At 50.7% G+C, this 15,552-nt stretch carries 13 protein-coding genes; 11 read left to right on the plus strand and 2 right to left on the minus strand.

Features of this window, described 5'->3' with window-relative positions; translation table 11 throughout:
• Positions 1-68: 68 nt before the first annotated feature.
• The 7 genes from silC to OGY06_RS16780 all read left to right on the plus strand — a co-directional run bounded on the left by silC (position 69) and on the right by OGY06_RS16780 (position 9,734).
• Positions 69-1,454 (plus strand): Cu(+)/Ag(+) efflux RND transporter outer membrane channel SilC, encoded by a 1,386-nt coding sequence (gene silC, locus OGY06_RS16750; RefSeq protein ID WP_000475513.1) that lies wholly within the window; start codon positions 69-71, stop codon positions 1,452-1,454.
• A gap of 27 nt (positions 1,455-1,481) precedes the next feature.
• Complete coding sequence (gene cusF, locus OGY06_RS16755) at positions 1,482-1,835, plus strand: cation efflux system protein CusF (RefSeq protein ID WP_016246647.1); 354 nt, start codon at positions 1,482-1,484, stop codon at positions 1,833-1,835.
• A gap of 113 nt (positions 1,836-1,948) precedes the next feature.
• The gene (gene silB / locus OGY06_RS16760) at positions 1,949-3,241 is read left to right on the plus strand and encodes a Cu(+)/Ag(+) efflux RND transporter periplasmic adaptor subunit SilB (protein WP_001446341.1); all 1,293 of its coding nucleotides are present in this window, start codon (positions 1,949-1,951) and stop codon (positions 3,239-3,241) included.
• 10 nt (positions 3,242-3,251) lie between these two features.
• Complete coding sequence (gene silA, locus OGY06_RS16765) at positions 3,252-6,398, plus strand: Cu(+)/Ag(+) efflux RND transporter permease subunit SilA (protein ID WP_016246646.1); 3,147 nt, start codon at positions 3,252-3,254, stop codon at positions 6,396-6,398.
• An 85-nt stretch (positions 6,399-6,483) separates the two neighbouring features.
• The gene (locus tag OGY06_RS16770; RefSeq protein WP_000720618.1) at positions 6,484-6,924 is read left to right on the plus strand and encodes a DUF411 domain-containing protein; all 441 of its coding nucleotides are present in this window, start codon (positions 6,484-6,486) and stop codon (positions 6,922-6,924) included.
• 97 nt (positions 6,925-7,021) lie between these two features.
• The gene (silP, locus tag OGY06_RS16775) at positions 7,022-9,496 is read left to right on the plus strand and encodes an Ag(+)-translocating P-type ATPase SilP (protein ID WP_137473392.1); all 2,475 of its coding nucleotides are present in this window, start codon (positions 7,022-7,024) and stop codon (positions 9,494-9,496) included.
• Between the two features lie 40 nt (positions 9,497-9,536).
• Positions 9,537-9,734, plus strand: coding sequence for a DUF2933 domain-containing protein (locus OGY06_RS16780; RefSeq protein WP_000843496.1), 198 nt, complete (start codon positions 9,537-9,539; stop codon positions 9,732-9,734).
• Between the two features lie 33 nt (positions 9,735-9,767).
• Here the strand turns inward: OGY06_RS16780 and OGY06_RS16785 are convergent, their stop codons facing one another.
• Positions 9,768-10,505, minus strand: coding sequence for a peptidoglycan DD-metalloendopeptidase family protein (locus tag OGY06_RS16785; RefSeq protein WP_286605739.1), 738 nt, complete (start codon positions 10,503-10,505; stop codon positions 9,768-9,770).
• Between the two features lie 274 nt (positions 10,506-10,779).
• Positions 10,780-11,229 carry a PcoE/SilE family metal-binding protein gene (locus OGY06_RS16790; protein ID WP_286605742.1) on the minus strand — a complete coding sequence of 150 codons (450 nt, stop codon included), beginning with the start codon at positions 11,227-11,229 and terminating at the stop codon, positions 10,780-10,782.
• A gap of 234 nt (positions 11,230-11,463) precedes the next feature.
• On the opposite strand from OGY06_RS16790, the gene pcoA reads away from it, so the two are divergent.
• The 4 genes from pcoA to pcoD are packed head-to-tail and all read left to right on the plus strand — an operon-like array spanning position 11,464 to position 15,531.
• Positions 11,464-13,281 carry a multicopper oxidase PcoA gene (gene pcoA / locus OGY06_RS16795; protein WP_000925243.1) on the plus strand — a complete coding sequence of 606 codons (1,818 nt, stop codon included), beginning with the start codon at positions 11,464-11,466 and terminating at the stop codon, positions 13,279-13,281.
• Positions 13,282-13,286: 5 nt separating this feature from the next.
• Positions 13,287-14,177 carry a copper resistance outer membrane transporter PcoB gene (pcoB, locus tag OGY06_RS16800; protein WP_001378118.1) on the plus strand — a complete coding sequence of 297 codons (891 nt, stop codon included), beginning with the start codon at positions 13,287-13,289 and terminating at the stop codon, positions 14,175-14,177.
• 39 nt (positions 14,178-14,216) lie between these two features.
• A complete protein-coding gene (pcoC, locus tag OGY06_RS16805; protein WP_000025662.1) occupies positions 14,217-14,597 on the plus strand; it encodes a copper resistance system metallochaperone PcoC in 381 nt (126 codons plus the stop codon).
• A 55-nt stretch (positions 14,598-14,652) separates the two neighbouring features.
• On the plus strand, positions 14,653-15,531 hold the full coding sequence (gene pcoD / locus OGY06_RS16810) for a copper resistance inner membrane protein PcoD (protein WP_229692861.1): 879 nt from the start codon (positions 14,653-14,655) through the stop codon (positions 15,529-15,531).
• Positions 15,532-15,552: the final 21 nt, after the last annotated feature.

The following is a 15,552-nucleotide window of genomic DNA, read 5'->3' on the forward strand; positions in this document are numbered from 1 at the left end:
AAGTATCCCTATCAATACTCTGGACTTCGTTTGAACCATTTACCAGGTCTGCCTGTACGAGAAGCGTTATGTTCAAATTAAAATTACTCAGCATCAGTACCATATTCATCCTGGCTGGTTGTGTTTCTCTGGCACCTGAATATCAGCGTCCGCCAGCTCCGGTTCCCCAGCAGTTTTCATTGTCTAAAAACAGTCTGACGCCTGCGGTAAACAGCTATCAGGATACGGGCTGGCGAAACTTTTTTGTCGATCCCCAGGTCAGCAGGCTGATCGGTGAAGCCCTGAATAATAACCGTGATTTGAGAATGGCTGCCCTGAAGGTTGAAGAGGCTCGGGCCCAGTTCAACGTCACGGATGCAGATCGTTATCCCCAACTGAATGCCTCATCCGGGATCACATACAACGGTGGTCTGAAAGGTGACAAGCCGACCACACAGGAGTACGACGCGGGTCTGGAGCTCAGCTATGAGCTCGATTTTTTTGGCAAACTTAAGAACATGAGTGAGGCTGATCGCCAGAACTACTTTGCCAGCGAAGAAGCCCGTCGTGCCGTACACATCCTGCTGGTCTCCAACGTTTCACAGAGCTATTTCAGCCAGCAACTGGCGTACGAACAACTCCGTATTGCGCGGGAAACGCTGAAAAATTATCAACAGTCTTATGCATTCGTTGAGCAACAACTGGTGACCGGGAGTACGAACGTTCTGGCGCTTGAACAAGCCAGGGGGCAAATCGAAAGTACCCGCGCCGAAATAGCCAAACGAGAAGGCGATCTGGCTCAGGCAAACAATGCCCTGCAACTGGTGCTGGGAACGTACCGCGCAGTTCCGTCAGAAAAAGGGATTAAAGGTGGGGAGATCGCACCAGTAAAATTGCCACCAAATCTGTCGTCACAAATATTGCTGCAGCGTCCGGATATTATGGAAGCGGAATACCAGTTGAAAGCGGCTGATGCCAATATTGGCGCAGCGCGAGCGGCTTTTTTCCCGTCCATTACCCTGACCAGTGGTCTCTCCTCAAGCAGTACGGAGCTGTCCAGCCTCTTTACGTCAGGAAGTGGAATGTGGAATTTTATTCCTAAAATTGAAATTCCTATATTTAATGCTGGCAGGAACAAAGCCAATCTGAAGCTGGCTGAAATTCGCCAGCAACAGTCCGTGGTTAATTACGAACAAAAAATTCAGTCAGCCTTTAAGGATGTTTCCGACACGCTTGCGCTGCGCGACAGCCTTAGCCAGCAACTTGAGTCACAGCAGCGTTATCTTGATTCACTTCAGATAACTCTACAGCGTGCCAGAGGATTGTATGCAAGTGGTGCTGTCAGTTACATCGAAGTGCTGGATGCAGAACGTTCCCTCTTCGCGACGCAGCAAACCATTCTCGATCTTACCTATTCCCGACAGGTTAACGAAATTAATCTGTTTACCGCGCTGGGTGGCGGTTGGGTAGAGTAAATTTATTCAATTAATCAGGAAATTAAAATGCGTAATTCACTTAAAGCCGTTTTATTTGGTGCCTTCTCTGTCATGTTTTCTGCCGGTCTTCATGCTGAAACACATCAGCATGGCGATATGAATGCTGCCAGTGATGCTTCGGTACAGCAGGTTATCAAGGGCACCGGTATCGTTAAAGGCATTGATATGAATAGTAAAAAGATTACCATTTCGCACGAAGCAATCCCGGCGGTGGGCTGGCCTGCAATGACCATGCGCTTCACTTTTGTTAATGCAGACGACGCTATCAATGCCCTGAAAACCGGCAACCATGTCGATTTCTCGTTTATTCAGCAGGGCAATATCTCCTTACTCAAAAGCATTAACGTTACGCAATCCTGATTAACAGTCCGGAGCGAATACATCCAGTGCGCCTGAACATTCATTATGGGATTACTGTGAATGAATAATCGTGCGCATATGCCAGGTGTTTTGATTTTTCAGCGAGAAATTGTATGGCTTCTTTAAAGATAAAATATGCTGCAATAATTATCAGCAGCCTCATAGCAGGGGGGCTGATATCGGTTACTGCCTGGCAGTATTTAAACTCATCACAAAAAACAGTACCAGCAGAACAAAAGGCACCGGAGAAAAAGGTACTTTTCTGGTATGACCCTATGAAACCGGATACCAAATTTGATAAACCCGGAAAATCGCCTTTTATGGATATGGACCTTGTGCCGAAATATGCTGATGAAAGTGGCGATAAAAGCAGTGGCGGGATCCGTATCGATCCAACTCAGGTTCAGAATCTGGGATTAAAAACGCAAAAAGTCACGCGAGGAATGCTGAATTATTCTCAGACAATCCCGGCTAATGTCAGTTACAACGAATATCAGTTTGTCATTGTGCAGGCGCGTTCTGACGGTTTCGTCGAAAAAGTGTATCCCCTGACGATTGGCGATCATGTGAAGAAAGGCACTCCGCTTATCGATATCACCATTCCTGAATGGGTTGAGGCACAAAGTGAGTTTCTGCTGTTATCCGGTACAGGCGGTACGCCAACCCAGATAAAAGGGGTTCTGGAGCGACTTCGTCTGGCTGGTATGCCGGAAGAGGATATTCAAAGGCTGCGTTCAACCCGCACAATCCAGACCCGTTTTACCATTAAAGCACCTATTGATGGTGTCATTACTGCATTTGACCTGCGCACCGGCATGAATATTTCCAAAGATAAGGTGGTGGCTCAGATTCAGGGGATGGACCCGGTCTGGATCAGCGCTGCAGTGCCAGAATCTATCGCCTATCTGCTGAAAGATACGTCGCAGTTTGAAATTTCGGTACCGGCTTATCCGGATAAAACATTCCATGTCGAAAAATGGAACATTCTTCCCAGCGTGGATCAGACAACCCGCACGCTTCAGGTCCGCCTCCAGGTTACTAACAAGGATGAGTTTCTCAAGCCGGGCATGAATGCCTATCTCAAACTGAATACCCAAAGTCAGGAGATGCTGCTGATACCAAGCCAGGCCGTTATCGATACCGGCAAAGAACAGCGCGTGATTACTGTTGATGATGAAGGCAAGTTTGTGCCGAAACAGATCCACGTTCTGCATGAATCACAGCAACAGTCCGGCATTGGCTCCGGTCTTAATGAAGGCGATACCGTGGTGGTCAGTGGCCTGTTCCTCATTGACTCCGAAGCCAATATTACGGGCGCGCTGGAACGTATGCGCCACCCTGAAAAAACAGAAAACAGTATGCCAGCAATGTCTGAGCAGCCTGTAAATATGCATTCAGGGCACTGAGGAGACGACGATGATTGAATGGATTATCCGGCGCTCTGTCGCCAACCGTTTCCTGGTCATGATGGGCGCACTGTTTCTCAGCATCTGGGGCACATGGACGATAATTAACACGCCGGTCGATGCGCTGCCTGACCTGTCAGATGTGCAGGTCATTATTAAAACCAGCTATCCCGGACAGGCTCCGCAGATTGTAGAAAACCAGGTCACCTATCCGCTTACCACCACCATGCTGTCCGTACCTGGCGCAAAAACCGTGCGTGGCTTTTCACAGTTCGGTGATTCGTATGTGTATGTCATTTTTGAAGACGGGACCGATCTGTACTGGGCCCGTTCGCGCGTGCTGGAATACCTGAATCAGGTTCAGGGCAAACTGCCTGCGGGTGTGAGCTCTGAAATCGGTCCGGACGCCACGGGAGTGGGCTGGATATTTGAATATGCCCTGGTCGATCGCAGCGGAAAACACGACCTTTCAGAACTGCGTTCTTTGCAGGACTGGTTTCTGAAATTTGAACTGAAGACCATCCCGAACGTGGCTGAGGTAGCCTCGGTTGGTGGCGTGGTGAAGCAGTACCAGATTCAGGTCAATCCGGTAAAACTGTCCCAGTATGGGATCAGCCTGCCCGAAGTGAAACAGGCTCTTGAATCGTCTAACCAGGAGGCCGGTGGTTCATCCGTTGAAATGGCCGAAGCGGAGTATATGGTCCGTGCCAGCGGTTATCTTCAGAGCATTGATGATTTTAATAACATCGTCCTGAAAACAGGTGAGAACGGCGTGCCGGTTTATCTGCGGGATGTTGCCCGCGTGCAGACCGGGCCCGAAATGAGGCGTGGTATTGCCGAGCTGAACGGCCAGGGAGAAGTCGCTGGCGGCGTGGTGATCCTGCGGTCGGGTAAAAATGCGCGCGACGTTATCACGGCAGTGAGGGATAAACTGGAGACGCTGAAGGCCAGCCTGCCGGAAGGCGTTGAAATCGTGACCACCTACGATCGCAGCCAGTTAATCGACCGGGCGATTGATAACCTCAGTTCCAAACTTCTGGAAGAGTTTATCGTGGTGGCCATCGTCTGTGCTCTGTTCCTGTGGCACGTACGTTCTGCCCTGGTGGCGATTATCTCTCTGCCGCTTGGCCTGTGTATCGCCTTTATCGTCATGCACTTCCAGGGACTGAACGCCAATATCATGTCGCTGGGAGGGATAGCGATTGCCGTCGGTGCGATGGTGGATGCCGCCATTGTGATGATTGAAAATGCGCACAAACGGCTTGAGGAGTGGGATCATCAGCATCCGGGTGAGCAGATTGACAACACCACCCGCTGGAAGGTGATTACCGACGCCTCCGTGGAAGTGGGACCCGCGTTGTTCATTAGCCTGCTGATCATCACCCTGTCCTTTATTCCTATCTTTACCCTGGAAGGGCAGGAAGGTCGTCTGTTTGGCCCGCTGGCATTCACGAAAACGTACTCCATGGCGGGAGCGGCCGCACTGGCCATCATCGTCATTCCTATTCTGATGGGATTCTGGATCCGGGGGAAAATTCCTGCAGAGACCAGTAACCCCCTGAACCGGGTGCTGATCAAAGCGTATCATCCTTTGCTGCTGCGGGTCCTCCACTGGCCAAAAACAACCCTGCTGGTTGCGGCCTTGTCCATTTTCACGGTTATCTGGCCACTGAGTCAGGTGGGCGGTGAATTTCTGCCGAAGATTAACGAGGGCGATCTGCTGTATATGCCGTCGACCTTGCCTGGCGTCTCTCCGGCAGAAGCTGCAGCGCTCCTGCAGACAACAGACAAGTTAATCAAAAGCGTTCCTGAAGTGGCTTCTGTATTTGGCAAGACCGGTAAAGCAGAGACCGCAACGGATTCCGCGCCGCTCGAAATGGTGGAAACCACGATCCAGCTCAAACCTGAGGATCAGTGGCGTCCCGGCATGACAATTGACAAGATTATTGATGAACTCGACAGGACAGTCCGTTTACCGGGTCTGGCAAACCTCTGGGTGCCGCCTATCCGTAACCGTATTGATATGCTCTCAACCGGGATCAAAAGCCCGATAGGTATCAAAGTGTCCGGGACTGTTCTGTCCGATATCGACGCGACGGCGCAGAGTATCGAGGCGGTAGCCAAAACCGTGCCTGGCGTGGTGTCTGTCCTGGCTGAGCGACTTGAGGGCGGGCGCTACATCGATATCGATATCAACCGGGAGAAAGCCTCCCGCTACGGGATGACGGTAGGTGATGTCCAGCTGTTCGTCTCTTCAGCAATCGGAGGTGCTATGGTGGGTGAGACAGTTGAAGGGGTGGCCCGGTACCCTATTAACATTCGCTACCCGCAGGATTACCGGAACAGTCCGCAGGCGCTGAAACAGATGCCGATCCTGACCCCGATGAAGCAGCAGATCACGCTGGGCGATGTCGCGGATATTAACGTCGTTTCTGGACCAACCATGCTGAAAACCGAAAATGCCCGGCCAGCCAGCTGGATTTATGTTGATGCCCGCGGCAGGGACATGGTGTCGGTGGTTAACGACATTAAGACGGCCATCAGCGAGAAAGTGAAACTGAGACCGGGAACCAGTGTGGCATTCTCCGGACAGTTTGAACTGCTTGAGCATGCCAACAAGAAACTGAAGCTGATGGTGCCGATGACGGTGATGATCATTTTCATCCTGTTGTATCTGGCATTCCGCCGGGTTGACGAAGCCCTGCTGATCCTGATGAGCCTGCCGTTCGCCCTGGTTGGCGGAATATGGTTCCTGTACTGGCAGGGCTTCCATATGTCAGTGGCGACCGGAACCGGGTTTATCGCCCTGGCCGGGGTGGCAGCAGAGTTTGGCGTGGTCATGCTGATGTATCTGCGTCATGCCATTGAAGTGCACCCGGAATTGTCCCGTAAAGAGACGTTCACACCGGAAGGTCTTGATGAAGCCCTTTATCATGGTGCCGTGCTGCGTGTCCGGCCGAAAGCCATGACCGTGGCGGTGATCATCGCGGGTCTGCTGCCGATACTCTGGGGAACCGGCGCAGGTTCAGAAGTCATGAGCCGTATTGCGGCCCCCATGATTGGCGGGATGATCACAGCTCCGCTGCTGTCCCTGTTCATTATTCCTGCCGCCTATAAACTCATCTGGCTGCGCAGACATAAAAAGAGCGTGTCATAACCCTGAAAGGACACCCCTGCGGGTGTCCTTTTGCATAAATTCACCCTGACGTCAGGGTTTACATCGATAACATACAGAGGTGAGTATGAAAAAAATAATTTTAATGGCCCTGGCTTTTGGCCTTTCACTTCCGGCAATGGCAGGTGAAAAAGTAATAGACATGTACAAGTCTGAAAACTGTGGTTGCTGTTCCCTGTGGGGCAAGGCGATGGAAAAGGACGGGTTTGAGGTACGGACCCACGTCATGAATGATCAGGCTCTGTCAGCCCTGAAAGAAAAATATGCTGTTCCTGCTGAGCTGAGAAGCTGTCATACCGCAGTTACTGGTAATTTGATCATTGAAGGTCATGTGCCTGCCACAACGATACATAAGGCAATGCAGTCTGGTTCAGGGATTTATGGCCTTGCCACCCCCGGTATGCCTGCGGGAAGCCCGGGAATGGAGATGGGGGCCCGTAAAGAGGCTTACGATGTTATCGCATTCTCTCCGGAGGGCAGTAAAAAGATCTTCCAGCGAATCGAATAGTCAGCGGAACGGCTGATAACGGGACGTCGGCAGCAGGCACTCCTGTGCCGGCGACATTCGTGGTAATCGCATCCATGACATACCCTGAAGACAGAAAATGCTTCAGGCATGCATAAGGAGAGTTACTGTGAAAAATGACAATGTAGTGCAACACAACAACCAGACTGCTTCTGAACAGACATTATCCCCGGACGAGAGCCACGTATTGCATAAGGTGAGAGATCCCGTGTGCGGGATGGCATTCCTGCCCGACAAGGCGCACAGCAGCATTCGATACCAGGACCATCAGCTTTATTTCTGCTCTGCCAGCTGTGAGAGTAAATTTACAGCCCATCCCGACCGTTATCTTACCGAAGATGCCAGTGAACATTCCCACCACCACCACGATCACCACGAAGTCAGCCCAGACCAGATAAAACAGCCTCACCATCAGGCGGAGAAAGATATTTCTGAAGGTGTGTGGACATGTCCGATGCACCCGGAGATACGCCGCAGTGGTCCCGGAAGCTGTCCTGTCTGTGGAATGGCACTGGAACCGCTCGTAGCCACGGCATCGACGGGGCCGAGTGATGAACTTCGCGACATGACAAGACGCTTCTGGCTGGGGTTGTTGCTGGCGTTTCCGGTTCTGATACTCGAAATGGGATCTCATCTGTTTCCCGCCTTGAGGAATACAGTACCGCCACAATACAACACATGGCTGCAACTGCTTCTGGCCTCTCCAGTCGTGTTGTACTGCGGCTGGCCATTCTTCGCCCGGGCCGGAATGTCGTTGCGTAACCGCTCCCTGAATATGTTTACCCTTGTTGCAATGGGGACCGGCGTAGCCTGGGTTTACAGCGTCATTGCAACCGTCTTCCCCTCCTGGTTTCCTGCATCGTTCAGAAACATGGATGGCCTGGTGGCCGTTTATTTTGAAGCCGCAGCAGTAATTACGGTGCTTGTTCTGCTGGGACAGGTTCTTGAACTGCGGGCACGGGAACAAACCTCAGGTGCCATTACTGCGCTTCTGAACCTTGCCCCCAAAACAGCCAGGCGGCTGGATCATGACGGTCATGAAACGGATATTAATGCAGAAGATGTCCTGCCTGGCGATAAGCTCCGCATCAGACCTGGAGAGAGTATTCCGGTCGACGGTATCGTGGTCGAAGGCAAAACAACTGTTTATGAATCGATGGTGACCGGGGAGTCTATGCCGGTTACCAAAAAAGAGGGTGAACCTGTCATTGGGGGGACGATTAATCAGACAGGTAGTCTTATCATCCGAGCAGAGAAAGTCGGTGATGAAACGATGCTCTCACGAATTGTTCAGATGGTCGCTGATGCACAGCGTTCGCGAGCCCCCATCCAGAGAATGGCTGACAGCGTTTCAGGCTGGTTTGTTCCTCTGGTGATACTTATCGCGGTTGTTGCTTTCGTGATCTGGTCTGTCTGGGGGCCCGAGCCCAGGATGGCGCACGGTCTGATTGCGGCTGTGTCGGTCCTGATTATTGCCTGTCCCTGCGCGCTGGGGCTGGCCACGCCGATGTCGATAATGGTGGGGGTGGGCAAAGGAGCCCAGGCCGGGGTGTTAATCAAAAATGCCGAAGCCCTTGAGCGTCTTGAAAAAGTGGACACGCTGGTTGTCGACAAAACAGGCACGCTCACGGAAGGTTCGCCTACGGTGACAGGAATTATCAGTCTCAGTCCGGGTGGGGAAGCCTCTCTTTTGCGTGTAACGGCCGCAGTGGAAAAAGGCTCGCAGCATCCGCTGGGTATGGCAGTCGTCAGAGCAGCACAGGAAAAGGGGATCGCAATACCCGCAGTCACTCATTTCGATGCGCCGTCGGGTAAAGGTGTCACAGGCGATGTCGAAGGTCAACGGATTGTTATTGGTAATGAACTGGTTATGCAGGAAAACAGTATCGTTGTTGATAATCAAAAGGCCGTTGCGGATACGTTGCGGATGGAAGGCGCTACCGTTATCTATGTGGCCACGGACGGGGACCTTGCAGGCCTGATAGCTATTTCGGATCCCGTGAAAGCAACCACGCCGGATGCACTTAAAGCGTTGCGTCAGGCGGGGATCCGCATCGTTATGCTCACCGGGGATAACCAGCTTACCGCTGAAGCAGTCGCACGGAAACTGGGAATAGATGAGGTTGAAGCCGGGATTCTGCCGGATGGCAAAAAAGCAGTGATAACCCGACTGAAAGCGTCTGGCCATGTGGTTGCGATGGCCGGAGACGGTGTGAATGATGCCCCGGCGCTGGCAGCGGCTGACGTGGGAATAGCCATGGGAACGGGTACAGATGTGGCAATTGAAAGTGCCGGAGTCACCCTTCTCAAAGGCGACCTGATGATACTGAACAGGGCCCGTCATCTGTCAGAGATCACCATGAAAAATATCCGACAGAATCTGTTTTTTGCATTTATCTACAACGCACTTGGTGTGCCGGTGGCTGCAGGCCTGCTTTATCCTGTGTATGGAATACTGCTGTCGCCAGTTATTGCGGCGGCGGCCATGGCTCTTTCTTCCGTCAGCGTCATTGTGAATGCGTTGCGTCTGAAAAGTGTCAGGCTCGGGAAATAACACTGAGTGAAGGGTCTGTTATGAACAGAAGGAGTCCAGTATGAAAAGTACCACCTATGCGCTTATTGCTGTCGCCGCGATCGCGGCATTTGCCCTCCTGCGAGAACACTGGTCACATGTGGCAGGTTACTGGCCATATCTGTTATTGCTGGTCTGCCCGCTAATGCATCTTTTCCACGGCCACGGAGGGCATGGGGATCACCAACATCACGGAAGTGAAAACAATAAAAAAAATTAATCCGGCAAACGGGGCCGCGTCGCGGTCCCGTTATCAGTCCAGGTATCGTTCGTAGTCTCTGGCATGCGCAAAGGCATGCTGTTCGAGTTTGTTATCAGCGGGTGCCGATGCCCGGAACGCCAGTGAATTAACAGGATTGTTATTGATGACCAGCTCGTAATGTAAATGAGGACCGGATGAACGTCCGCTGTTACCGGATAACGCAATAGCACCTCCCCGGGTAACTCTGGCCCCTTTAGTAACGAGTATTTTATTGAGGTGGAGATAGCGAGTTTTAACACCGGCTTTTCCCGTTACTTCAACAAAATATCCCATGGTACTGTTGTATTCGGCCCGGGTGATTTTTCCGTCGATGACGCTGACTATTTTCGTGTTCATGGGCATGGAATAATCAATGCCATTATGGGGACTCACTTTTCCCGATACCGGGTTAAGTCTTGCAGGATTGAAAGGTGAACTGAGTCTTGCTGTGGCTGGTAACGGATAATCGAGACTGCCTTTCCCGGAAGTATCGGAAAGATTATAGAACTTTTTGTCTGATATACGATACGCCGTGTAATTAAATGAGCCGGACGTAAATTTATAAGCCACTACACGTGATTTTCCCGCTTTCTTTTGCAGTACGAGTTTTAATGATTCATTTTTTTTCAAATGCCGAAGATTAAAGCGGGAAGGCAAAGAGCGCTGAAGGATAGCGATCTCGTTCGATTCCAGCACCGAGCGGGTGGCTGAAAGGTAAGCATTTTCTTTTACGACATCGGTAGAATACATTTACTGGAATTCGCCGTTAGCATGAACACTGCGGCGTATGCTAGGGGTTTTCAGGAGGCGTGTCATCTGCCAGTTAATCGGGAGCACCGTTGATGGTCGTCATTTTTGTAACATATCTTGTTTCCCGTTTGCTCCTGAAGATCTGGGAACTGTATGACCAGCCTGACGGTGATGATTAACGGGACTGAAACAGGTTACGGCAGAGCAATATGGGGCTCATGTCCTGCTACGTAACCCGTCAGTAAAGCCCTGCTAAGCACTAACCCGCCTGCAGTTACCTGGAGGAATACAGGCCGCGAAGCTTTCTTGCCTGTGTCTGATGAGCTTCCGCACCGGCATTATTGACCTGCTCATGCATGAGGGCGGCTTTCTCTCCGGCATTCAGTTCGTTAAAAGAAGAAGAGGAGGTCTTTGAATTTGCACCACTGTCGGACAGCATTTTTTTATGTTCCTCAATCATTTTCTGATGTGCATAGGACGCGCTGTTGTTCATAAATGAATGAGCAACAATGGCCCTTTCATGTTCATTCATTTCAGAGAATGAGGGCGTGTTGTTTTTATTAACCCTGTCCGGTAAGTTTTCATGCGTCGAGGAATTCACATGACTGACGGCTGAGGCATTATTAACAAATCGATGTGCTTCATGGGCAATATCACTGGACTGAGCAAAAGCTGCCCCACAAAATAAAGCTGTAAACGCAGTGGCCGTGATTAATATATTCATGTGTAATTACCTTCTGAGGTACATAAAAGATGTCCTTATGATCATATATAAAAATAATCAACCTGTGGGGAAGATGACGTAAATGTAATACAGCTATGTACATTACACGATTGTAATGAATTTGTTTCTTAAGGTGTGCTAGATTCATTTCATTGTAAGTGGATGAACCAGTAATTTAATTTAAATCGGTTCTCGAATTCTGTCAGTAACCATACTTTAAATAAGGGAATGCGCATGCTGTTGAAAACGTCTCGACGAACTTTCCTGAAGGGGTTAACCCTCTCTGGCGTAGCCGGAAGTCTTGGCGTATGGAGTTTCAATGCGCGTTCCAGTCTGAGCCTGCCAGTTGCCGCATCCCTGCAGGGTACTCAGTTTGACCTGACCATTGGTGAAACGGCCGTCAATATCACGGGCAGTGAGCGTCAGGCCAAAACAATCAATGGAGGCCTGCCGGGGCCCGTTCTTCGCTGGAAAGAAGGTGACACCATTACCCTGAAGGTCAAAAACCGTCTTAATGAACAGACGTCCATTCACTGGCACGGCATTATTCTTCCGGCCAATATGGATGGTGTTCCGGGGCTGAGTTTTATGGGCATAGAGCCTGATGATACCTACGTTTACACCTTTAAGGTTAAGCAGAACGGGACTTACTGGTACCACAGCCATTCCGGTCTGCAGGAACAGGAGGGGGTATACGGTGCCATTATCATCGATGCCAGGGAGCCAGAACCGTTTGCTTACGATCGTGAGCATGTGGTCATGTTGTCTGACTGGACCGATGAAAATCCTCACAGCCTGCTGAAAAAATTAAAAAAACAGTCGGATTACTACAATTTCAATAAACCAACCGTTGGCTCTTTTTTCCGCGACGTGAATACCAGGGGGCTGTCAGCCACCATTGCCGATCGGAAAATGTGGGCTGAAATGAAAATGAATCCGACTGACCTCGCGGATGTCAGTGGCTACACCTACACCTATCTCATGAACGGGCAGGCCCCGCTGAAAAACTGGACCGGACTGTTCCGTCCCGGTGAAAAGATACGCTTACGGTTTATCAACGGCTCGGCAATGACCTATTTCGATATCCGTATCCCCGGGCTGAAAATGACGGTCGTGGCTGCAGATGGCCAGTATGTAAACCCGGTTACCGTTGACGAATTCAGGATTGCCGTTGCCGAAACCTATGATGTCATTGTGGAGCCTCAGGGTGAGGCCTATACCATCTTCGCACAATCCATGGACAGGACCGGTTACGCTCGAGGGACACTGGCCACGAGAGAGGGGTTAAGTGCTGCCGTTCCCCCCCTCGATCCCCGTCCTCTGTTGACCATGGAAGATATGGGTATGGGGGGAATGGGACATGATATGGCAAGAATGGACCACAGCCAGATGGGAGGCATGGATAACAGCGGAGAGATGATGTCTATGGACGGTGCTGACCTTCCGGATAGCGGGACATCCTCCGCGCCCATGGATCACAGCAGCATGGCCGGTATGGATCATTCCCGGATGGCCGGAATGCCGGGTATGCAAAGTCATCCTGCGTCAGAAACGGATAACCCACTGGTTGATATGCAGGCGATGAGCGTCTCTCCGAAATTAAATGATCCGGGTATTGGTCTTCGAAATAACGGAAGAAAGGTTCTCACGTACGCGGATTTGAAAAGCCGCTTTGAGGATCCTGACGGACGTGAACCTGGCCGTACCATAGAACTGCATTTAACCGGCCACATGGAAAAGTTTGCCTGGTCATTTAACGGAATCAAGTTTTCAGATGCCGCACCGGTGCTGCTGAAATACGGTGAGCGGCTCAGGATCACGCTGATCAACGATACCATGATGACTCACCCCATTCACCTGCATGGTATGTGGAGCGATCTGGAAGATGAAAACGGTAATTTCATGGTTCGTAAACACACAATAGATGTTCCCCCTGGTACAAAACGCAGTTACAGAGTGACAGCAGATGCGCTTGGCCGCTGGGCGTATCACTGCCATTTGCTCTATCACATGGAAATGGGAATGTTTCGTGAAGTCCGGGTGGAGGAATGATGCGAATGAAGAGAAATTTGAAGGCCATACCTGTTCTGGTCGCCGGTTTGTTTACCTCACAGCTTTCTATTGCGGCGGGCTCCGTCTCTGCAGATCCCCACGCCGGGCACGACATGTCTGCCATGCAGATGCCAGCAGATGAGAATTTCACTGAGATGACGTCAATGGAGCCCATTGTAACTGAGAGCAGAACGCCAATTCCGCCTGTTACCGATGCCGACCGGAAGGCTGCATTCGGCAATTTACAGGGGCATGCGATTCACGACAGTGCGATTAATTATCTGGTTCTGCTGGATCAACTGGAATGGCAACGGTCGGATAACACCAACAATTTCAGCTGGAGTGTTAACAGCTGGATTGGAGGCGACACAGATCGGATTTGGCTAAAGAGTGAAGGTGAACGAAGCAATGGGGAAACGGAGGCGGCTGAAGCGCAGTTACTCTGGGGACATGCGGTTGGCCCATGGTGGGATTTGGTTGCGGGTGTCAGGCAGGATTTCAGACCTGCTTCTGCCCGGACCTGGGCTGCTGTCGGTTTTCAGGGGCTGGCACTCTATAATTTTGAGTCTGAAATTACGGGTTTTGTCAGTAATGGCGGAAAAGCAGCCCTTCGTCTGGGAGGAGAATACGACGTTTTACTGACTAACCGGCTCATACTCCAGCCATCCTATGAGGTGAATTTCTACAGTCAGGATGATGAATCGCGGGGTCGCGGCAGGGGACTGACTGACACAGAGCTGGGGCTCCGGCTGCGCTATGAAATACGCCGTGAGTTTGCACCCTATATAGGCGTTTCCTGGAATCAACTTTACGGGAAAACATCCGATATGGCGAAAAGAGAAGGTGAGAAAGACCATCAGGTAGTATTCCTGGCGGGAGCCAGAATCTGGTTTTAACGCACTGATATAAAACACTCAACTAAACAGGTAAATAAAATGTCGATTTTAAATAAAGCCATTCTTACAGGTGGCCTCGTTATGGGCGTTGCTTTCTCTGCTATGGCCCATCCGGAATTAAAAAGCTCTGTGCCACAGGCTGATTCAGCCGTAGCGGCCCCGGAAAAGATTCAGCTTAATTTCTCGGAAAATCTGACCGTGAAATTCTCAGGTGCAAAATTAACGATGACGGGTATGAAAGGCATGTCATCACATTCTCCGATGCCGGTCGCGGCAAAAGTGGCGCCAGGCGCTGACCCTAAATCGATGGTCATTATTCCGCGAGAGCCTTTACCCGCTGGCACTTATCGTGTTGACTGGCGCGCGGTTTCTTCAGATACGCACCCTATTACCGGTAATTACACCTTTACAGTGAAGTAATATTATGAACGACCTGATTATGATTGTTATTCGTTTTCTTCTTTATCTGGATTTGATGGTAATATTTGGATTGCCATTTTTTCAGATATATGGAATAAGCGGTGTCAGACATGAAACCTATAACCTGACTAATTTCAGGTCGTTTATAACCTTTGCTGTTGTTACAGGCATCATTCTTACTGGCATTAATATGCTCCTGGTATCTAATGCCATGAGTGGAGTAACTGACCTCAGAGAATTATCCATCCATGTTATCGAGATGGTGATAGAAGAAACTGATGTGGGTATTAGCTGGATTGTCAGGCTCTGTGCCCTGTTTACCACACTCGGTGCTTTGTTCCTTTACACTAATAAGAGAGTATTGTCCTGCCTGCTGATGACGATGAGTGGGGGCGTGGCGCTGGCTACACTTGCCTGGGGAGGACACGCCGTTATGCATGACGGTCTGCATTACTATCTCCATTTACTGAGCGATCTGACCCATCTCGGCGCTGCAGGTGCCTGGACAGGTGCTCTGGTTGCATTTGCTATCCTGCTGATGCGCAGAAACGAGCATAATGCACAGAGCGTCATTGTGATATCTGACTCCCTGGCAAAATTTGCCACGGCAGGAACGGTGATTGTTGTAGCCCTGATCCTGAGTGCGCTGGTCAACTATCTGTATATTGCTGAGGGTAACTTAACTCCCTTATTCAACAGTTCCTGGGGGAGGATATTGCTTGCCAAGACGGCTCTGTTTGTTCTGATGCTTCTTCTGGCTGCAGCAAACCGGTTTCACCTGGGTCCCCGGCTTGAAGTTATGGTCAGGGAAGGGAATTATGATCGCAGCGTTGCCCTGATGCGAAACAGCATCCTGACAGAATTCGTTGTTGCGATTATCATTCTGGGCGCCGTAGCGTGGCTCGGAATGCTTGCTCCGTCTCAGGTCAGCTAGGGGACAGCCAAAGCTCATGCG

It is taken from the genome of Citrobacter sp. Cpo147 (genome assembly GCF_030332405.1).
GTDB lineage: Bacteria > Pseudomonadota > Gammaproteobacteria > Enterobacterales > Enterobacteriaceae > Citrobacter > Citrobacter portucalensis.